Below are 20,739 nucleotides of genomic sequence, written 5' to 3'. Positions count from 1 at the left end.
GATGATCATCTTAAAAGGTGCTTAAATAATTGTTCGGGATAATGAGTAGCATCGATTATCGTATATGCAGTACCGGGCCAGGCGCGTTTTTGATTCTCTAAGTTGAAGATTCGATCTTCTTTGCCTATATATATCTGATGCCATTGGAATGCCGCTGCTGATTTTGCACCAGCTGTTTTTTCAATCGCGATGAGCTCTGAACGGAGGTCTTCGATGTCGCGTTGGGGGGCTCTTTCAAGAAAATAGTTAAAAAGGGTCTTGGAACCACACATGCGTAATCTGAATTTTTCTAACGTTTTATTGCTCAGTGTATCCAATGTTCCTTTAAATAACTGGCTAGGAATTCCTTTTTCGTCATCTATTGGAAATAGTGTTCCATTGATTGCAGTACATGTGCTGATGGGGTAATTGCTGTTTTGAAGTTCGGGCAGTACCGTTGATGCCGCCCATACCCCCATAGACCAGGCGAAAACCTCAATTTCCTGGTAGCCTGCCAGTAGACTTTTGTCCAACAGTAAATCCGTATAACTATGGGCAACAATAAGATCTTTGTCGACTGGGGAATAGTGCAAAAAAGGATGTTCATCCATGCCCCAGCCTGCAAAGAATAACAGTAGTTTTTCGTTGGATTTTACCTGAAGATGCTGCCCTAGCAAATTATCGACCGGAGTGACTCTTTTAGGAGCGATTCTTTTAAGTATCATAAGCTTGCTGCGAGTTGTTTGATCATGGACGATGTCATTGTTGCTGTCAATGAAATTCGGATTCTTGATGTTCCTTCTGGTACTGTGGGCGGGCGTATGGGAAGCACGTAAAATCCCTTTCGCTGCAGGTCTTCTGCTTTCAGTACCGTTTCCTTGTTATTGCCGATAATGACCGGTAGAATATGACTCTCTGACGGACAATTAAAGCCTTTGGCAATTATGTGCTGTTTGAGCAATAGGCTATTTTTGTGCAGCTGTTGGCGCCGGTCTGTAAAGTCACTTAAGCGTTCCAAAATAAACACAGTCCATAATAGATTGATTGGTGGCAACGCTGTTGTAAAAAGTAGCGTACGTGCCTTATTGATCAAATAATTTCGGATTGGTTCTTTACATAGCAGGTAGCCACCAACCGATGCTAAAGCTTTTCCAAAGGTGCCTGTCAGGAAATCAATATCGGCAATACATTGCTGTTCTTCTGCGCAGCCAAGTCCCTGTATTCCGCGTGCGCCTACGGCGTGAGCTTCATCGACATAAAGTAAGGTATTGGGGAAACGTTGTTTTAGACTGACCAGATAGTTGAGGTCCGTGCAATCACCATCCATGCTAAAAATACTTTCTGTAACGATGATGATGTTTGTGAAGCGATGGGCATATTTTGTCAATAATTGCGTTAAGTGCGTATAATCGGAATGCCGGTACCTGTAGCAGGCCGCATTGGATAGTCGGATACCATCAATTAGGCTTGCGTGGACACCCTTATCGGCGAGAATTAATGTCTGCGTATCACAAACTGCAGGAAGTATGCCTACATTCATGTGGTAGCCGCTGTTAAAGACCAATGCACTCTCCGTACCGAACATTTGGCACAACATTGTTTCCAATTGCGTATAGCGTGCATGGTTTCCTGTGAGTAGACGCGAAGAGGAAGCGCTGAATAGAGCATTATCTTTTGTTACCGAGTTTAGGAATTCTTGACGAAGTATCTGATCTGTCGCAAGTCCAAGATAATCGTTCGACGAGAGGTTGTAACGCTCTTTAACATGCTCCTGTGCTGTGTTATCCTGTTGTGTGATAAGGGGAAGTTTTCGTTTATTCCCTTGTTTTTCAAGGGCAAATAATTCATCTTCAATGCGCTGGATTAGACTGTTTTCAATCATTGGACTGTGCTGATTACGGCTAGCAATGCCTGTGTTAACTTGTGAAGCTCACCTTCATTTATGATAAAAGGGGGCATGATATAAATCAGTTTTCCGAATGGCCTTACCCAAATTCCCTCTTCGATAAACCGCTGTTGTATGCTGGATAGATCGACGGAGTTTTTCATCTCGATGACTGCAATTGCACCTAGAATTCTGAGCTCCTCGACTTGGGGCAGCGTTGTTACAGCACTAAGTTCCCGTCTCAATTGTTCTTCGATTAACGTTACTTTCGCTTTCCAGTCAGTTGCCAACAGTAGTTTGATGGAAGCGTGGGCTACAGCGCAAGCCAAAGGGTTGGCCATAAAAGTTGGACCGTGCATAAACGTACCTGGTGTACCGTTGGAGATTGTATTCGCAACATGATCTGAAGTGATCACGGCGGATAGCGTCATATAGCCACCGGTCAAGGCTTTGCCGATACACATGATATCGGGCACTATTCCGGCATGCTCCCAGGCAAAGAGCTTACCCGTGCGCCCAAACCCGGTAGCAATTTCATCAAAGATTAAAAGAAGTTGATTTTCTTTGCAGAGATGTGCTGCCTGACGCAAGTACTCCGGATGGTAAAAACGCATTCCACCGGCTCCCTGGACGATAGGTTCAAGGATGAGAGCGGCCAATTCGTTCTTGTGTGAGCAGATTAGATCTGCCAAGGGTTGGATGTCATTGGCATCCCATTCTTGCTCAAACCCTATTTTTGGGGCAGGGGCAAAATAGCGTTTGGGTAAAGCATTGTCAAAGATGCGGTGCATGCCAGTAATGGGGTCACAGACCGACATCGCGTTCCAGGTGTCACCATGGTAGCCCGAACGAACCGTGACAAAGTTTGTTTTATTGGTCTTTTTTTGTGATACCCAGTATTGAATAGCCATTTTAAGCGCAACTTCTACCGCAACAGAACCCGAGTCGGCATAAAATATTTTGTTGAGTGAGGCAGGGGTGATGTCAAGCAGTATTTTACCGAGAGCAATTGCTGGTTCGTGCGTAAGTCCACCAAACATCATGTGTGACATGCTGCTGAGCTGAGCTGTGACCGCAGCGTTAAGGACGGGGTGATTGTAGCCGTGGATGGCGCACCACCAAGAGGACATACCATCTATAAGCTGCTGTCCATTTTCCAGCTCGATTATACAACCATCTGCCCGTTTAACCTTGTAGGCAGGTAAGGGATTTGTCATGGTTGTATACGGATGCCATAGATGCTTTTTATCAAAATCATCGATAAGGTCGTGTTGGTTGATTTCTTCTCTTTCCATGATGGTCTGCCTAATTTGTTTTGTTATTTGTTTTGCTGCTTAGCGATGTTGCGCTGGATTTTATGTTCGGGTCTTGACCATTTTGGTCTTTCACCAAGATCATGGTAATGCGCCATCTCAGTTGCGATGGTTTCGGGTTGATTTTTTTTCTCGAATGGCTGTTGTGGCACCAAGCCTAATGTTTTAAACATGTCCATGTCTTCATTGACATCGGGATTGGGCGTGGTGAGGAGTTTGTCGCCTGAGAAAATCGAATTGGCTCCCGCGAAAAAGCATAAAGCTTGCCCTTCTTTACTCATGTTGGTGCGTCCTGCAGAAAGGCGAACTTGTGTGGTGGGCAATAAAATTCGGGCTGTAGCGACCATGCGTACCATTTCCCATATCGAAACTGTTTCCATGACCTCCATTGGAGTACCGCTTACAGGAACGAGCGCATTGATAGGTACCGATTCGGGTTGTGGGATGAGTGAAGCAAGTGTGATCAACATCGCGGCACGGTCGTCTATACTTTCTCCCATCCCAATAATACCACCACTACATACGGTTATGTTTGTTTTACGTACATTTTCGATCGTTTGAAGGCGATCATCATAGCTTCTGGTCGAGATAATTTCCTTATAGTAATCGGCAGAGGAATCGAGGTTGTGGTTGTAGGCGTATAGTCCAGCTTCTGAAAGGCGTTGTGCTTGGTTTTCGGTCAGCATTCCTAGCGTGCAGCAGACTTCCATGTCAAGTCTATTCAGTGTACGGACCATATCAAGTACATGGTCAAACTCAGGGCCATCTTTAACATTGCGCCAGGCGGCTCCCATACAGATCCTTGAGCTACCTCCAGCTTTGGCTGTTAGTGCCTGCTCTTTTACCTGCTCTACACTCATTAAGCCTTCTGCTTTTACATTCGTATGGTAACGTGCGGCCTGGGGACAATAGGCGCAGTCTTCGGGGCAGCCACCTGTTTTTATTGATATCAATGTGGACACTTGTACTTTGTTCGGGTTGTGATATTTCCGATGTATCGATGCCGCATCATAAAGCAGGTCCATTATTGGTTTGTTGTATAAAGCGACAACTTCTTCCTGCGTCCATTTTGGTTTTGTTTCCATATTAATGCTAAGTTTTTATGCTAAAATCAAATCTATTTTACTTAATGACCATTCGGATTTCGTAATTCAATGCGATTATTTTTTCATGATGATTGCAAAGATTATAGTTTAAATGATAACTTTGGTAGTCCGAAATAAACATAATGAGTAGTCCGGTTAGTATAGGTTTTCATTCCATTATTAAGATAGATCGCCGTAAGGAAGATGCCATCTATCTACAGATCGTTTATCAATTTATCAATGCCGTCAAGCGAAATCTATTGGAAGATGGAGATCTGTTGCCCGGAAGCCGGAAGATTGCTGAAGAACTGAACGTGCACCGAAAAACCATTGTAGCCGCTTTAGCGGAATTGCAGGAACAGGGTTGGGTGAAAATTTTGGCTAATCGCGGGACTTTTGTGAAAAATCCTGAGCTTATCGGTACTTCCGGTGCGGCGATTGAAGCATTTAGACAGCCACCTGATTTTGCACCTTACTTTTTTAGAAAGGAACTCATATTGGACATGCCTATTTCAGAGGTTCCCGAAAGGTACTATTTTACGGACGGGACACCTGATTATAATGTCATTGGAGCGGAGGAACTGGTGCGTTTTTATGCATCCATGGTGAAACGGAAAAAGAAAAGTGATGATTTTCCGACGACGACTGAGGGAAATTTGTTTTTTAGGGATCAGTTAAGCTATTATCTGAATTTAACAAGAGGGTTTCATCTTTCCCGGAATTTCTTGTTGCCGATTGCCAGTCGCGAACAGATTTTTTCAATTTTATCCCGATTATTGATCCGGCCCGACGATATTATACTGGTAGAAAATTTAAGTTATTTTTTACCTAACATGATCTTTAGTCAAGCTGGGGCCAAGCTAAAAACCATTCCGGTAGATGCGGAGGGGATGATTGTAGATAAGATCGGAGACCAATTTAAACCCGGAGAAATCAGGTGTGTTTACCTCAATACCAGGTGTCAGTATCCAACGACGGTTAATCTTTCCGAGCGTAGGAAAATTCAACTGTTACAATTGGCCGAGCAGTATAACTTTATCATTATTGAGGATGATGTGGATTTTGAGTCTTCCTTTTTTAAGGAGAAAGGTGAATCACTTTTCCGGAAAAATGGCGGCAACCGTGTGATTTATACAGGTGCTTTCGGTAGTTTCTTTGACCCTGGTTTCCAAATGAATTTTTTGATCGCACCTCAGGATCTGTTGGAAGAGGGAAAAAAGTATTTGAACATCTTCGGAAAGCCGAATTTTATGATCGAGAAAACATTGGGTGAGATTATCCACCAGGGTGATATCTTTCGGTATCAGCGTAAATTTCAGAAAACAATTGCAGAGCGAAAAGAATTGTTTGCACAATTGCTGTTACGGCATTTTGAAGATAAGATCAGGTTTGAAGTCCCGGCTTCGGGACTGGCTTTTTGGATACAGTTTAATACAGTTGTTTCACTGACAGCCTTGCAGGAGAAAGTTCGGTCGCAGGGACTGTTGTTGCCGAGTAATTGCCTTTATCAAAATAAAACGGTCACTGCATTGCGGTTGGGGTTTGCTCATCTTGACGAACAAAGTATGGTGGCGGCAATTTCTTTGTTGCGTGCAGCTTATGCTGATTTGGTCGAAAAAATCAACTAGCTGCTTTGCAGTATATGGGTCAATTTGTTTTTGGCTTCTTGGTGGGGACCACAGAAATCCACAAAGTATGTGTGCTGCCATTGTTTACTTTTGGTAGCCTGTTTGTTCGTTGGCATGCTCCAATCTGGATAAATACGGAATCCGCGTTTGCCCATTTGAGAACCCGCTGTGAGGATTGTATGTTCAACTAACGCCTGTTTTGGAAAGACAAATAGGCCGCAATGCTGGTCCTGTTCAACCGAAATAAGGTAATAATCGAAATGATCATCTGCAGTAAAAGGTATGGTCTGGCCATCGGTGTCACGTTTCCAGAGCGCAACGAATAATCCCACTTTTTTTGGTGTTATCTTGGCCTTTCTAAATTTGAAGTGTTTGTTGCCCAGTTGAAAATTAACACCATAATAGGCCCTACCTGTTTGATCTTGTGATAAATTAGAGCACTGGAGCATAAGTATGCTTTCGAGTTGATCTATCACTTTCCTGATCATATCATCAGCGATCTGTGGGGCTGCCTGATGGTTAAGATTCATGTTGGGGGGTATAGATTAACTGAACAACTCCCGATTTGAATGTGACGCTTTGAACAAGTTTTAGGGATAGTCGTTCAGGTAAGTTTTCGAATAAAGGCTTGCCACTTCCCAGGGCAATAGGGTGAACGGAAATGCGATAGATGTCAACAAGGTTAGCTTGAATGAATGTTTTAATTAGACGCGCTCCACCATATAGCCAAATATCCTTTCCGGGCTGTGCTTTTATTTCCTGAACTTGTTTTGCGATGTCAGTCTGGATGAAAGTAGCGTTTTCATCTTGCCTTGCCTGACTAGAAAAAACATATTTTTTCTTCGCATGGACATTTTTCCAAAGATTTATTTCTGTTTCATCGGCCGTAGCGTCCGGTTGGAAATTACCCCAGGCATCATAGCTTACACGACCATAAAAGATGGTATCGATCGAAGCCAAAAAGCCATCGAAATCCATGTCATCATCCATAATACACCAGTCAACCTCTCCATTTGAACCCTCAATAAATCCATCTAAGGTCATGGCCAGATCCAATATTATTTTTCTCATGTGTTTTATTTGCTTTAAACCTGTTGCTTGTGTTTCCGTAAAATAATAGGAGCTGGGTTAGCTCAATATCGGATCATCAGGATAACATAAAGATAGGGAAATAATAAGTTTTGGCCAAATTGGTGAAGAATGGAACAAAGAAAAAGCCCAGCAAAGAATGTCTGGGCTTTGAGATTATATAAGGGGAATAATACTTGCTAAAAAAGTGAAGACCTAGTCTTCATCGGTGATAATATCATCACCATCTAATTCGAAACCTTCACCAAGGAAGGTATTCTCTAGTTCGAATAAATCTGAATCTTTAATCATTTTACTATTTTTTTGATATTCAAAGTTATCACCCTTATTTAAGCTAATCGTCAATATAAAATGAAATTTGTGTTAAGCGATATTGTTATATTTTTTTGAGTACAACATCTAATTTTTCTGCCTGGATGATTCGGCTGAAGAATTCTTTTAAATCAAAATACTCTTCCGGCATAAACAAGGGTTTGTTTAATTGTGTTGCAGATTCTATTATCAGAACGTCCGGTGTTGTATTATTGATTTTGAAAATATACCGTGCCGCACGTTCAGGAAGGGCCATACTGATATTTTTTAACTTTCCTTCCGTTGGATATGCATAGCCTTTTGGTAGTTTGATTTCAATGTAGCACTCTTCTTGGACTAAAGAACCAAAGTCGATTGGGTAATTCCGCTCCGTTAGGTTGAAGGGGTTCTTGGACATTTTGGTGTCAATATAAGGATTGAATAGAAGTTGGTCATTTTGTAGGGTTGCAAAATTCTTAATCTCAATTTCAAACTCCTCCGTTAGTGGTTTGTCAAGAGATTCCCGATTCGATACTTTAAAACTGTTGATTTTGATGCGATTGTTTTCTTCATCTATTTTTTCATAGAATTCTTCTTCAGAATTACTTCCTTGAAGGCGTTCACGCATTTTGGAAGCACCATAACCGTTACGTGAGGTAATCCATTTTCCTTTTAATGCACCATCTTCCGACAGTTCACCATAGAAGAAATTACTATAACTAGATGAAAGATTTGCCTCAAGTTTTACCCAGTCAGATTCGCCTTCGAGGGGAATTGATCTTCCCTGAAAATTGACACATTTCATCGGAATATTTCCAAACATCTCATAGGGAGAGGTCGCATCCAGCAGGTAGTAGTTTTCACCTATTTTTACCCGGGCAATAACGTGATTGAACTCTGATATCGCTGGTGCATAGAGCCCTGCATAGCCATTCTCACGTGTCGATAAAATAACAGGGATGGCATCTAGCTTCGCATAACGGAGGGCATTGACCAGTCCAAGGTTAATATCGGCGCTATTGCCTGTTCTCTTTTCGATGGCTTCTTTGATATTTTTTGCGTAGATCGAATGGCGGTTATTCCATTTTATTTGTTTCTGAAAATATGTATACAGCCGTACCGCTTTTTCTAGATCATCTTTTGAATCCTGCAAGACGGGTTCAATGAACTCCTTCAATGCCGTTTTTCGCTTTACTTGTCCACCAAAACTTTCGTCCTGCACGAGTTTATCTCTGACATTTTCCCACGTGAGCGAGAAGTCTTTTGTCGGTCCCATTGGAATGCTGTACCGACCAAGCTCGAAGAAAATGATTGACCTAAAATTTTTAGAAGAAGTCATGTAATCTTCGGTATGGAAAGCCGGGATATTTTCCATGGTATAAATGGTTTTATTGCCTAAGACTTCTCCAACTTGAGAGTTTAGCCCGGTGTTGTAATTTTCAACCTTTCGATCACTGACGGCTAATCCCCCCTTTAAATTGGCTTTATAATGAAAAACTTCGGGAATACGCGTGACGTATTGGCTATAAAGTTTCGGAAGATCTTCCTGAAATTCCCAAGCATTTAGGTTAAAGATAAATGGAGATTCTGTACGGTAACGGTATTCAATAATTGTACCTTCTTGGACCTGCGGAATGGCCGCTTTCGTTACCGCATAGTTTTCTGAAGCGTTTTCGTTAAAAATATTCGCTTTCGTCATCTCTGTTTCCACGACCTTATCACCGACGAGGTGATAGGATGCTCCCTTGATGTCCATAAGGACTTCGCGTTCGTTTCCACTTTTATATAAAGGGATGCTGAAATTAGCGTAATCATAAGCTTCCTTATTTAATATTTTAATGCGGACGTGTCTGAAAAATTGAACAACCGGACCTTTGTTTTTATCATAACTAACTTCGGCTGATCCATATTCACGTAAGACAAAGGCATTTGCTGCTGTATCTATTTTGTCAATAGTAATGGCAAAATCTTCCTTTTTTATTTTACCGAACGAAAAATCTTGTGCTTGTAGGGATATACCACTAAGCAAGAGGAGGCCAGTGAAAAAACTTTTCATAAAAAATGACTGTATGGTTAAGAATTATAACACTAAAGTATGAAATAATTTTAAATCCAAACCCTTATAAATAAAATTGATTGAAAAGATAAATGGATCGATAAATTTCGACTGCTTATTTGTCCCGGTAGCGAGATAAACTTTTGTTGTAGTCTGATGAGATGCGCAAAGATAGCGTACTTACAAGGTGAATTCGAAGCTTAACGTGACATAGCGGTAGTCTTCGCCTCTCCATTTTGGTCCCGAAAGTAGGATTTCTTTGGCTTTGGCATCGAGGTAATCATTTGCACTTTGGAGAATGCTGATATTTGTTGGGAATCCATCTTTATCGATATAGAAGCTTAAACGGACAGTGCCCTCATAACGGCTTTTAGCTGTTTTTTTCTTGATGTAATTGTTGAACGATCTCCAGCCCCAGATCGGTTCGGCACTTTTTGATTTGCGTGAAGACATCGTTGTGACGACGACTTCATCAAGTGTGGCGCCGGAAGGTTGCAGTTTGATTGTTGTATTTTTGCTGCGACGCATATTCAATGCAACTGAGTTGTAGCCCAGCGCCATGATATCGACGAGTGAATCCATTGTACTGGGTTGGATGGTCGCTTGTCCCTGTGCGTCGGTATTCGTAGCAAACTTGCTATTGGGTTGAATGATTGTCACTCCCGAAATAGGCAAGCCTGTCTCTTTGTCCCGAATCGTAAGTTGTAGCGGTGTACCTTGTTGTTGTGGGATCGAAATACCTGGAGCTCTGCCTGCAAGTGCATTGTTTAAACTTGAGGTTCCTCGAATCATAATCGTTTGGGAAGCATCTTTTTTCTTTGCCATTGGCGCATAACCGATAACAATTGTGCTGTCTGTAGGTCTTAATCCAAATACAGGGCGATCATTATTGAGACCTTCCTTCATTTCTTCCAGTGATTTTACACGTAGGGAGGGTTCCCGGGATAAAACGGTCACCTCTTCCAGTGGGTGCTGTTCATGAAGCCGCGGTCTGTTATTATCTACTAATTGTGGCGAATGATCTTGAGGTCCTATTTTTGAAGCGATATCATCTGAAGGAATGATAGAATCTGCTGCTGTAACCTTTGTTTTGGGTTTTTCCTGCGTAATACTTACTTCAGCGGTACGCCTCGCTTCGGATGAATTTTTGTCCTGTTGACGGTAAAGAAGAAGACCAACCCCCAACACGATCACTGCTGCTGCAGCGATGCTAAGTCTCTTCCAATCAAAGATCTTTATTTTAGCGGAATTGTCTTTTTCAATACGTTGGGCAATTTGGTTGTTGATTGTTGTAATTACGGTTTTATTCTGATCCATTTCAATACCTATAAGAATATCCGCCAACATGGGGTCACGTTGCGCCTCCCGTTCAAGCGCATACATCTCCGTAGGAGATAGTTCGCCGTTGACGTATTTCTTTAAGTATGCTATGTCGTAATTACTGTTGCTCATTCCAAGCCTCCATGCAATTTTTTAAATTCCGTTTTCCATTCTGAATATAGCTTTTTACTTCGTTCAAGCTATAACCGGTAGATTCACTAATCTCTTTGTAACATTTTTCCTCCAAAAAGAAGAGTCTAACCGACTGTTGCTGTTTGTCTGGCAATTTTCCCAGACAGCCTTCCATGGCTGTTAGCTGTTCTTCTTTTTCATCATATTGTTCATACTGATGCATGTCTCCCGGAAATTTCACAAATTCATCCAAAGAAATTTGAGTTTTGTTCTTTTGAGACCTCAAATACATCAGACAATGGTTCTTGCTTAATACATAAAGCCACCTTGGGAAGTCCTTGATTTCTTGTTTGTTGACTTTGTATATTAATTCTTCAAAGATATTCATGACAGCATCTTTACTCAATTCGGAATCTTGGAGATACCGTAAGCAAACATAGTATACCATCTCCGTATGTCGTTGGTATAGATCACCCAATACCTGAAGCTCCTTAGACTCCTGGTAGTGCAGCAAGAGCTCGTGGTCTTGTGCTGTATCTATTTTTGACGACTTGAATGCGAACATTTTATTGGTTAAAAATATTTTTTTTTTCTGGTTTATGGAAATTTAATATTTGAGGCATCCCTTGGCAAAATTGTAAAAGATATGAGAGCAATACTTTTTGTAATAGGCTTGTTGTTATCCTTAGGCGGATATGCCAAGCAAGGATATGAGGTTAGGGGGAAGGTTGTCGATGCGAATACAGGAACTGCCCTTGTGGGGGTACAGGTGAGCAATGTTGCAACCAAGGCGCATGTGCAGACCGATGACAAGGGAAACTATCGTATTCAAGTCCTTGATGGCAAAAACATCTTGATTTTTAGTTATATCGGATATCTTGAGCAGCGGATAGCGGTCAACCATCGGTCAAAGGTTGATGTGGCATTGGTGCAGCAAGATAATGCGCTGGATGAGGTTGTGGTGACCGGATATGAGGACAAGGCGAAGCGTCAGACGGCATCGGTGATGAATGTTAATGCGGCTATATATGGGCAAGTATCGGGTTTGTATATTAGAGGAACGGCGTATGTGCCTAATCAGAACCAAGAATCTTATCAAAAGTTGAAGGAAAATAGCTTTATCAATCCACGTAAAGAGCCTTTATCGACCTTTGCAGCCGATGTTGATGCTGCTTCCTATAGTAATGTACGTCGATTTATCAATTCGGGAACATTACCTGAAAAAGACGCGGTACGGGTTGAAGAGATGATCAATTACTTTCAGTATCAAGTGGCTGGACCTAAAAATGGTGAACCTGTAAATATCGTCACCGAATTGACGAAGGCACCCTGGAATACAACGCATCAGCTCATGCGCGTCACGTTAAAGGCGAAAGATATTCCTACAGCGAATCTTAAAGCTTCCAATTTGGTGTTTTTGATCGATGTGTCGGGATCAATGATGGGACCGGGGCGTCTACCTTTGGTGAAAGCTTCGCTGAAAATGTTGGTCGATCAGCTTCGTGCTGTGGACCATGTAGCCATTGTGACCTATGCTGGATCGGCAGGGGTAAAACTGGAGAGTACGCCCGGTGATGAAAAGATGAAAATAAAATCGGCTATTGAGGAGCTGGAAGCCGGTGGAAGTACTGCTGGTGCTGCAGGAATTAAGAAGGCCTATGAAATTGCGAAGCAACAATTTATCAAAGGAGGAAACAACCGGATCATTTTGGCTAGTGACGGCGATTTCAATGTTGGGGAGAGTAGTGACGAATCGATGGAAGAATTAATTTCCAAAGAAAGTAAATCGGGGGTTTTCCTCACAGTATTGGGGTATGGCATGGGAAATCTGAAGGACAGTAAGATGGAAATCCTTGCCGACAAAGGGCATGGGAATTATGCCTATATAGACAATATTTCTGAAGCACGAAAAGCGATGGTAACCGAATTTGGGGGAACTTTGTTTACCGTTGCTAAAGATGTCAAGATTCAGGTCGAATTTAATCCCAGTTATGTGCAGGCATACCGTTTAGTGGGATACGAAAACCGCTTGCTGGAGGCTGAGGATTTTAATAATGATCAAAAGATGGGTGGTGACATGGGCGTAGGACATGTGGTGACAGCCTTATATGAAATTGTACCCGTCGGTGTAGAGTCGAGGCTGATCGGAACGGTAGATCCCTTAAAATATCAACAGCAAGCGGATCAGGCAGCCGGACGGAGAAATGCTGAACTGGCAACAGTTAAATTTCGGTATAAGGAGCCTGAAGGGGAGAAAAGCAAGTTGCAGCAAAAGGTGGTCGGAACTTCTGTTACGGAATTGAACAGTGTGAGTGAAGATTTACGATTCGTAACTGCGGTAGCGGAACTAGGTCTATTACTTCGTGATTCTGATTTTAAGCAAAAGGCCAATTTTGATCAGCTCATAGCGCGAGCAAAAGCTTCTAAAGGCAAAGATGAGGAAGGTTATCGTGCTGAATTTATCCGTATTGCAGAAAATGCCCGAGATTTATCGAGATCGAAAGAATAAATAAAAATGACTAAATAAGGATTTTCAGTAGCAGCAATCGAAATGCTGCTGCTGGAAATAGTTTAGTTTGTGGAACAATAGCCAAAAAAGTAAATAAAATCTATATTTTTAGGTCATCAATAAAAGGAACGTATTTTGCTTCTGCTGATTGTCGTTATGTGATATTTGGTAAGTAAGTACAATCCGAGCGATAGGTTGTTGCGGTGTATGGAAATAAAAAATGCTAGATAAATGAAGAATTTTTTCTTGTGCTTTCTTTTGGCTATTGGTATTACAGTACCATCGGTAGCCCAAAATGCGAGCTTGAATAAACAACAGACCATGGCTTATATTAATAAGCTGTATAAGGTTGCCTACCATTATAAGGATACAAAAATTGATACGGTGACGGTAGACGGGAAAGTGTTAACAGTCTTTCTTTCCAGTGGCCAGCATTTTCGAAGTGATATTGCCAAATCAGATGTACTTGTCATCGCAAGAGTAAAATCAGGTTATCAAATTCGATTTAAGTCCTCGCCAAGTACGGATGAAATTTTATGGGCAATCCAAACGGAAGAAGATGCCAAACGTCTGAAAAATGCGTTGGAGCATCTGATTAAAATCGTAAAAACCGAAAAAAAGACCGATCCTTTTGGTAGTTAAGTCATATAGCCGAGCTGATCCGATCGGTAATAGAATGTTCGGCAAGGTATGAGCTTGCCGAACTGAATAGAGAAAGTAGTAGGGCTTGCACATGGATATGTGTTGAGGATTGCTGAGGGGGTAACCAAATGCCTACTAGATATAAAGACGATTGGCTTCATGGCCGAAATTGATGTGGCTGTTGAAACCATCGATTGTAAATCACATCGTTTATACTAATTTAAGGTGTTTACATAAATTCAGAGTTAAAATGTTGTTATCTTATTGTAATTAAGTGTGTTGTGTTCTTGTTTCCGAATGGTCTTATTTCTCCTGTTGATGAATTTATTTCCCTGGAGCACCTTTATCCTCTTTCCAAGCTTATATTTCCGAGATAGCTGCTATTCATGCTTCGATTAGTCCCGTCAGCTGCAATAAAACCTAGATATAGATGATATGTATCACTTTGGGTTAGTTTCGGTATTTGAATAGATTCTTGTAAATCCATAATGTAATTATTAAGTAAAACACCTTGTGAAGCGTTTATTGGATTCTCAGGAATGAGAAGTACCAAGGTTCGGAAATCTGTCAGATCGTCATACAAGAGTTTTTCGGAGTTTTTTAGTTCCCAAGTGATATGGATAGTTTCGTTCAACAATTGAAATGTTGCCCCTGTAATCTCTTCGTCCAAACCTCGACTTAAGGCAATCTTTTCATAATCGATATGAAAACCTTCATCGTCTTTTTGCATGGCATGGTGAAGGTTGTAGGACATTGCAGCATTATAAGCTGTCATATTCTTGGCGTAGGTTGAAAAGCCGAGCCGTATGACTTTCGTGTAAGGGCTTAAGAATTGTTGCATAAGTCCAAATTTGTTTCGGTTGTTTACTTCCTTTTCAGAAAGTGCTCTTTTTTTATTCACTCTCGGAAGAGACCTAACATAATTGATCTCTTTCCACTTACAAAAAACTACAGGTCCCACTTTGCCTGAGGGAGGACCGTTTACACCCTGTGTTACATTTGCCATAATATCAGATTAAATGTGTAGGGCTACTAACACACAACGAATAGATAAGTTTAGTTTAATACATTGAATAATTGTAAATAACATGTTACATAATAGGGAGCTAATAGGTAGTTAAGACGGTTTTATCCGAATGAGGTCCCTATAAGGTCCCTATAAAGTCCCTATCAAATCCCTTTTAGGGAATTATTTTTTTTGGATGAGATCGCTTGTTGCTGACGTAATGGTTTGCACAAAAAAAGCAGATCCGAGGAGTGATCTGCTTTGACTGATATATATTAGAAGTTTGCTGATACGTTAACCTAGTAGTACGGTAAATAGTGGGATCAGGGCAACCATAGAAACCATCAGTGTAATACGTTTTTGAAGATATAAACTAATAGACAAGATCAATTCGCTATGTTCAAAGCTTTCTATTTTCCCTCCATTATTGAGCGAAGAAGGTTTGATTTCGACAACTTCCCCTTGCTCGTTCTCAATTTGCCAGGAGGTCATCCACATATTTTTTGATCTCCACGTGTATTTTTTATCGATTAGGCTAATAGTGGCTTTAGTTGTCCAGGTATCATATTCAATATCGCCGATCAGTTCATTGTGTTGATTGCGAATCTCCGTGTATGGGTTGAAAAATCCCTTATTTTTGAAACGAAACTGATCGTTGTGGATAGAAACATGAGCGTCCAGATTCCAATTGATAGATTCTAAACTTCCTATAACTGCTTCATTGCGGTAGAGGGTTGATTTAGTTCCGAACAAATTATTCTTCCAGTTGTAAATTGATTTCTTTTCCATACCTGTTTATGTTTATAAGTTTATTTTAATTCATTAGTATTAGACCCGTTCGTTTTGTTACAGTTTTTGGAAATATTTTTTAGAGCCTATTATGGTTATTGGTAGGTGGGGGCATTCTACCTAACATGTTAGATGTCTGCGAAAAAATCCTTATTTTTACCGATAAAATCACATCGAATTGACACATCAGGAAAAGTCGAGCCAGATTAGGAGGGAAATAAATCTTTCCTATCAACAGCTTAAAGGAATGTACCCCATCTTAAAAAGTCAGAACAGTATCGGAATGGCCATATTTGCACTAGCGATCCTGGCCATTGTTGTTGTATCGATAGCTTGGTCTCGCGCTCTTGTTCCAACTTGGCTTATGATTGTCAGTAATGCCTTTTTTATGGGTGTTTTACATGAAATAGAACATGATCTGATTCACTGGCTTTATTTTAAAAGACAAAAAGTGGTTCATCATTTTATGCTTTTTAGTGTATGGATATTACGCCCACTGACTGTCAATCCCTGGATACGCAGGACCTTGCATCATCATCATCATAAATTTTCGGGTACATTACATGATGTTGAGGAACGCAGTGTGACGAATGGCGAGCAGTGGTCTATCAAACGTTTGGTAACAACGGCCGATGTTGTATTGGGCGGGCTCTTTCGACTGCATCGTATGTTTAATGATATGGACAAAGAGGTGAAAAATGGAAATCTAAAATTGGAGACTTCTTCAAAACTAAAACGGATTATGTTTTTAAGCATTGTTCCAGTAACAATTTTTGCACATGTGATCTTATATTTCTTCTTTGCAGACCTATTATTTGGTTGGTTAAGAGTGGTTTTTGAGGTGAATTTGAGTTTTCCACACTATGTTGATAACATGTTGATAAGTCTGCATTGGATCATTTATGCTATTCTATTACCAAACTTATTACGCCAATTTTGTTTACATTTTATTACATCAAACATGCATTATTTTGGCGATGTCGAAGCTGGAAATGTTATTGAGCAAACGCAGGTATTGACAGTTTGGTGGACTTTTCCGATGCAATTGTTTTGTTTCTTTTTTGGCTGGACACATAGCATCCATCATTTTGTTGTCAATGAAACATTTTACGTACGTCATATTGGTCGTAAGAAGGCACAAGAAATCTTACGGAAGTATGGGGTTCGTTTTAATGATTTGGGAACATTTAGAAGGGCAAACCGTTTTCGTGAACTTTCCAACAAAAAGGTTTAGTAATTTTTTTTACCTTTTTTTATGATAGGTTTTATAGTTACCGTGCTGCTGATAGACAAGAGTTCCTTCTTCACAATAGTTTGATAGGTAAACAGAGAATTTATTGCTTTGGCTTTTGTCAATACCCAATTGGACCAATACCTCCGAAACACGTCGTGCTGAGTAGAAAAAATCCGAATGATAGACGAGGTCATCCAGTTTTTTGCTTAGCGTGATTCTTTCCTGCGCATCAGGAGGTAGGGAGTAAGGAGAATTAAAGACAATATCATGCTGAAAAAATATCGTTGGTTGAATTTCCAGGCTACGACATAAGGTTAAAAAATTTGTGAGCGTTAAGTCTTTTCCCTTTTCTATGCCATTGAGTGTTCCTGTTGAAATGCCCGTTAGATGGGATAGATCCCGCAATGAATAATATAGATCATTTCGTTTCGCGCGAAAGCGTAAACCAATTGTTTCCAGTAATGCTTTGTCTTCGTCCGTCATACAACGAATTGAATGACAATTTGCGCAAAATATAGTTTATTATTTTGTTTAAAAATTTGTGTTTGTTGTTTTTTGTTTTATATTTGTTGTAACAGATATTTTTAATCTGGAATAAGGTATGTTTTGTGAAAGTCTATATTGGATTAAATATCGGATAGGAATAAATCTTTCTCTCGATTAGTAAATAGACTCTACGTCACCGTCCTGTGTAAAATAACCAAAATGATTATTCATCATATAAACATGGGCAAATGAAAAACAAAATAATTTAAGAGCATAGTGTCATTTGGCCTGGCTTCGGTTTCCAAGAATCCGTCAAGTTCCGCCGGAGCTAAGGTAAATGGCATAGTACGTCAGCACGATGGCCAGTTCTATGGTCAGTTTCTACCAGATTGTGTATGGCGAACCCAGTCGACTTACCCAGCTTCGGTTTCCAAGAATCCGTCAAGTTCCGCCGGAGCTGTGGTGAGTTGCACATTATCGTCCACTCATAAAATAATAAATCAGATAAAATACGATCAATACACAGACTGCGATGATAAGTGTACGTTTTAAATTTCGTCCAGCGGGTTCATCATCTTTTTCTTCAATGGCAACCTCAGGTAATTTCTCCTCCTGTTTTTGGTCGTTATGCTCGGGGATGTCATATTTATTTTCCATGATTCAATTTGTTTGTTATCATACGTAGAACAGCGGTGGACTGTAAATCGTTGAGTTAGGCCAATTTTTAATTCATATAAAAGACCTGTTTTGTGGCACTGAGTGCGCGATGTGAATAAATAAAACGGTAAAGCATTGTGTTTTTTCGAGTATTTGCATACATTGCGGCTATATTTAACGCGATAAACCTAAACAACCTGTAAACGCTGCGTTTACAAATAATTTTGCGTTGAACGAAGTCTATAATAAATAATTGAGCACTAAATGAAAAGAAGAACTCTTATCGGAACATTGGTAGCTGGATGTATGATGTTGGCTGTTAGTCCAACATTTGCACAACAGAAAGCTGCAAAAAAGGAAATTGGTCTACAGTTATATTCTGTACGTGAAGAAATCGGGAAAAACCCAAATTTCGACCAGATTCTACAAAAGATCTCAGCATTGGGTTATACAGGAGTGGAAGCCGCTGGATACAAGGATGGCAAATTATATAATCTGAGCCCACAAGAGTTTAAGGCAAAAGTAGAAAAGGCTGGAATGAAAGTAATTTCATCACACGCAACGAAGACTTTATCAGAAAAGGAGCTTGCTTCTGGAGATTTTACGGAATCGTTAAAATGGTGGGACGAATGCATTGCTACACATAAGGCAGCTGGAATGAAATATATTGTTACGCCGTGGATGGATGTGCCTAAAACACTTAAGGATCTGGAAACGCAATGTCGCTACCTTGATGCTGTGGGTGCGAAATGCCGTCAGCAAGGAATCGTATACGGATACCACAACCACTCGCATGAGTTTAGAAAAGTGGAAGATAAAGTGATGTACGATTATATGATAGAGCATACAAATCCTGAGAATGTATTTTTCGAGATGGATGTGTATTGGGCCGTAATGGGACAAGTTAGTCCTGTTGATTATTTCAATAAATATGCCGGCAGATTCAAGGCTTTGCACATTAAGGACCATCGTGAGATTGGTCAAAGTGGTATGGTCGGTTTTGATGCAATTTTTAACAATTCAAAAGTTGCTGGCCTGCAATATATTTTTGTTGAGCTGGAAGAAACACGTAACGATATTTACACCGGTTTACAACAAAGCATTGATTATCTAAAAAAAGCTTCTTTTGTAAAAGCTAGCTACTTAAAATAGCCGGAAATCGGGAGAAAATTGACCCAGTTGAGACAATTCTCCGTTTGATAGATTTATTATTTTTCGTTAACTTGAATGTAATAAAAAGGGATTTTTTATTGAATTAAATTAGACCATATGAAACGGATTATTGTTGCCACAGACTACGCTGAAGAGGCCGAACATGCCTTAAAGTTTATTATGGAAGTTTTCGCAGGAAAAGAATACGAGCTCGTTTTATTTTCTCTTCAAAATCCTTCCATCCATGCGATGAACGCTCGACTTTCTCCCGATTCTATGTTCAAGATTTTTGAACATCAAAGTAAGGTTTTACGACGTAAAGCCGAGGCTATTACTGCCGAGAGTGGTGTTTTGACTATTCCTTATCTGGCAGCGGGCTTGTTTTATGACCAGATTACCAAGTGCATTCATGAGACGAATGCCGATTTGTTGGTGATGGGAATGGCCAAACGTTCCTTTGATCAAGATATGCTTGGTAATACGACCACGGCAGCCATTAGTAAGTTAAAAATACCAATCCTTTCAGTTCCGCTGGGCGCAAAATTTACGGGTCTGGAGCATATTCTTTTTGCCTGTGATATTGTTCGTGGTGTGCAAAAGGAAATTCTTGAAAAAGTAAAGGATTTTGCCGCTGAGTTTGGCGCGGTACTGGAGGTTCTCAACATTCGTAAAACAGTGGAGCAGCTAAATGAGGAAAAAGGAAAAGAAACGAGGGAAACCATCAACGATGTGATGGGAATCGTAAGTTATTACTACAAAAATGTAACGTCCAATGAGGTCGTAAAAGCTATCCGGGATGAGGTAAAAGAAAGCAGTACGGATCTGTTGGTTATGATCCCCTATAGGTACGGTTTTTGGAGTTCATTGACCCATCGAAGTAAGACGCGTATGATGGCCTCGGGGCTGGATGTTCCTTTGCTGACAATCTCGATCTAATTCTTTTTAACTATAAAAGCCCAGGTGAGCTGAGATCAACTGGGCTTTATCTTGATTGTACTTATTGAAATAGCGGGAGTATCTTATCCCAAATTTGCTGGTAGGCTTTATTGTCCCGGACGATTCCTTTATCTTCATCATAATAATTAGGTGCGTCAAAACTCCCGCCTTTACGCCTTTCTATTGAAAATATATTTAGAACTATTTTTGATCTTTTAGCTTGTAAAGGGCTGATCAGGAAGTTGAAAATTAATTTTTCTCCTTCTTTATTGCTTAGGAGATTATTGTTTTCAAGATATGTACTGGTTTGAATAAATCCCGAAGGTCGATCGAGCTGTACAATAAAATAACCACCATCCTGAAGCACTTGTATTATCTTGCTGTATGCCGAATCACTTGCGATCGGGATAGTTTTAGTACGGTCTGGATTTTGTGCCAACAGGGGGCTGGAAAAAACAAATACATAAGCAATCAACATCAAGGAGAATTGGATTAAATGTTTCATATTACCGAATTATAAATCTTATCAAGTTAATACTTTAATTTAACA

At 40.4% G+C, this 20,739-nt stretch carries 20 protein-coding genes; 6 read left to right on the top strand and 14 right to left on the bottom strand.

Annotation, left to right across the window (positions count from 1 at the left end):
- Positions 1–5 precede the first annotated feature (5 nt).
- Genes ACHWSC_RS08860 through bioB form a run of 4 tightly spaced genes read right to left on the bottom strand, consistent with a single transcriptional unit; the run spans position 6 to position 4,262 of the window.
- Positions 6–704: a DUF452 family protein gene (locus ACHWSC_RS08860; protein ID WP_394676501.1), complete on the bottom strand. Its 699-nt coding sequence runs from the start codon at positions 702–704 to the stop codon at positions 6–8.
- Entirely contained in the window at positions 701–1,861 is a 1,161-nt protein-coding gene (locus ACHWSC_RS08855) for an 8-amino-7-oxononanoate synthase (RefSeq protein WP_394676500.1), read from the bottom strand. Before ACHWSC_RS08855 ends, ACHWSC_RS08860 begins: the two co-directional genes overlap by 4 nt.
- Positions 1,858–3,159, bottom strand: coding sequence for an adenosylmethionine--8-amino-7-oxononanoate transaminase (bioA, locus tag ACHWSC_RS08850; protein ID WP_394676499.1), 1,302 nt, complete (start codon positions 3,157–3,159; stop codon positions 1,858–1,860). The genes ACHWSC_RS08855 and bioA overlap by 4 nt, the downstream gene beginning before the upstream one ends.
- Positions 3,160–3,182: 23 nt before the next feature.
- The gene (gene bioB / locus ACHWSC_RS08845) at positions 3,183–4,262 is read right to left on the bottom strand and encodes a biotin synthase BioB (protein WP_394676498.1); all 1,080 of its coding nucleotides are present in this window, start codon (positions 4,260–4,262) and stop codon (positions 3,183–3,185) included.
- Positions 4,263–4,405: 143 nt separating this feature from the next.
- Here bioB and ACHWSC_RS08840 point away from each other — a divergent pair, with 143 nt between their 5' ends.
- Positions 4,406–5,890 carry a PLP-dependent aminotransferase family protein gene (locus ACHWSC_RS08840; protein WP_394676497.1) on the top strand — a complete coding sequence of 495 codons (1,485 nt, stop codon included), beginning with the start codon at positions 4,406–4,408 and terminating at the stop codon, positions 5,888–5,890.
- Here ACHWSC_RS08840 and ACHWSC_RS08835 read toward each other — a convergent pair.
- The 5 genes from ACHWSC_RS08835 to ACHWSC_RS08815 all read right to left on the bottom strand — a co-directional run bounded on the left by ACHWSC_RS08835 (position 5,887) and on the right by ACHWSC_RS08815 (position 11,343).
- Positions 5,887–6,420, bottom strand: a complete 534-nt coding sequence (locus ACHWSC_RS08835) for a MepB family protein (protein WP_394676496.1) — start codon at positions 6,418–6,420, stop codon at positions 5,887–5,889. The two genes, ACHWSC_RS08840 and ACHWSC_RS08835, sit on opposite strands and share 4 nt — an antisense overlap.
- Positions 6,410–6,961, bottom strand: a complete 552-nt coding sequence (locus ACHWSC_RS08830) for a dihydrofolate reductase family protein (protein WP_394676495.1) — start codon at positions 6,959–6,961, stop codon at positions 6,410–6,412. The genes ACHWSC_RS08835 and ACHWSC_RS08830 overlap by 11 nt, the downstream gene beginning before the upstream one ends.
- A 394-nt stretch (positions 6,962–7,355) precedes the next feature.
- Complete coding sequence (locus ACHWSC_RS08825; protein WP_394676494.1) at positions 7,356–9,326, bottom strand: DUF3857 domain-containing protein; 1,971 nt, start codon at positions 9,324–9,326, stop codon at positions 7,356–7,358.
- 180 nt (positions 9,327–9,506) lie between these two features.
- Entirely contained in the window at positions 9,507–10,778 is a 1,272-nt protein-coding gene (locus tag ACHWSC_RS08820; RefSeq protein ID WP_394676493.1) for a carboxypeptidase-like regulatory domain-containing protein, read from the bottom strand.
- The gene (locus ACHWSC_RS08815) at positions 10,765–11,343 is read right to left on the bottom strand and encodes an RNA polymerase sigma factor (RefSeq protein WP_088162847.1); all 579 of its coding nucleotides are present in this window, start codon (positions 11,341–11,343) and stop codon (positions 10,765–10,767) included. The genes ACHWSC_RS08820 and ACHWSC_RS08815 overlap by 14 nt, the downstream gene beginning before the upstream one ends.
- 81 nt (positions 11,344–11,424) lie before the next feature.
- Here ACHWSC_RS08815 and ACHWSC_RS08810 point away from each other — a divergent pair, with 81 nt between their 5' ends.
- Positions 11,425–13,287 (top strand): von Willebrand factor type A domain-containing protein, encoded by a 1,863-nt coding sequence (locus ACHWSC_RS08810; protein WP_394676492.1) that lies wholly within the window; start codon positions 11,425–11,427, stop codon positions 13,285–13,287.
- A 231-nt stretch (positions 13,288–13,518) separates the two neighbouring features.
- The gene (locus tag ACHWSC_RS08805; RefSeq protein ID WP_075994065.1) at positions 13,519–13,929 is read left to right on the top strand and encodes a hypothetical protein; all 411 of its coding nucleotides are present in this window, start codon (positions 13,519–13,521) and stop codon (positions 13,927–13,929) included.
- 343 nt (positions 13,930–14,272) lie between these two features.
- Here ACHWSC_RS08805 and ACHWSC_RS08800 read toward each other — a convergent pair whose 3' ends face one another.
- The gene (locus tag ACHWSC_RS08800; RefSeq protein WP_394676491.1) at positions 14,273–14,935 is read right to left on the bottom strand and encodes a DUF6266 family protein; all 663 of its coding nucleotides are present in this window, start codon (positions 14,933–14,935) and stop codon (positions 14,273–14,275) included.
- Between the two features lie 294 nt (positions 14,936–15,229).
- Positions 15,230–15,724: a hypothetical protein gene (locus ACHWSC_RS08795; protein WP_201667302.1), complete on the bottom strand. Its 495-nt coding sequence runs from the start codon at positions 15,722–15,724 to the stop codon at positions 15,230–15,232.
- A gap of 178 nt (positions 15,725–15,902) precedes the next feature.
- Between ACHWSC_RS08795 and ACHWSC_RS08790 the strand changes: the two genes are divergently transcribed.
- Entirely contained in the window at positions 15,903–16,958 is a 1,056-nt protein-coding gene (locus ACHWSC_RS08790) for a fatty acid desaturase (RefSeq protein WP_394676490.1), read from the top strand.
- Positions 16,959–16,967: 9 nt separating this feature from the next.
- Here ACHWSC_RS08790 and ACHWSC_RS08785 read toward each other — a convergent pair whose 3' ends face one another.
- Together ACHWSC_RS08785 and ACHWSC_RS08780 are read right to left on the bottom strand one after the other, a co-directional pair.
- On the bottom strand, positions 16,968–17,441 hold the full coding sequence (locus tag ACHWSC_RS08785; protein ID WP_394676489.1) for a helix-turn-helix domain-containing protein: 474 nt from the start codon (positions 17,439–17,441) through the stop codon (positions 16,968–16,970).
- A 477-nt stretch (positions 17,442–17,918) separates the two neighbouring features.
- Positions 17,919–18,101 (bottom strand): hypothetical protein, encoded by a 183-nt coding sequence (locus ACHWSC_RS08780; protein ID WP_088162842.1) that lies wholly within the window; start codon positions 18,099–18,101, stop codon positions 17,919–17,921.
- Between the two features lie 264 nt (positions 18,102–18,365).
- Here ACHWSC_RS08780 and ACHWSC_RS08775 point away from each other — a divergent pair, with 264 nt between their 5' ends.
- Together ACHWSC_RS08775 and ACHWSC_RS08770 are read left to right on the top strand one after the other, a co-directional pair.
- Positions 18,366–19,253 (top strand): sugar phosphate isomerase/epimerase, encoded by an 888-nt coding sequence (locus ACHWSC_RS08775; protein WP_313187461.1) that lies wholly within the window; start codon positions 18,366–18,368, stop codon positions 19,251–19,253.
- A gap of 117 nt (positions 19,254–19,370) precedes the next feature.
- Positions 19,371–20,189: a universal stress protein gene (locus ACHWSC_RS08770; protein ID WP_120333307.1), complete on the top strand. Its 819-nt coding sequence runs from the start codon at positions 19,371–19,373 to the stop codon at positions 20,187–20,189.
- Between the two features lie 61 nt (positions 20,190–20,250).
- Here the strand turns inward: ACHWSC_RS08770 and ACHWSC_RS08765 are convergent, their stop codons facing one another.
- Positions 20,251–20,694 (bottom strand): hypothetical protein, encoded by a 444-nt coding sequence (locus tag ACHWSC_RS08765; protein WP_394676488.1) that lies wholly within the window; start codon positions 20,692–20,694, stop codon positions 20,251–20,253.
- Between the last annotated feature and the right edge of the window lie 45 nt (positions 20,695–20,739).

The sequence above is a fragment of the uncultured Sphingobacterium sp. genome (assembly GCF_964277905.1).
Taxonomy (GTDB): Bacteria; Bacteroidota; Bacteroidia; order Sphingobacteriales; family Sphingobacteriaceae; genus Sphingobacterium; species Sphingobacterium siyangense.
The sequence above is the reverse complement of the archived record's forward strand: the minus strand, read 5'-3'. Positions and strand labels throughout refer to the sequence as shown.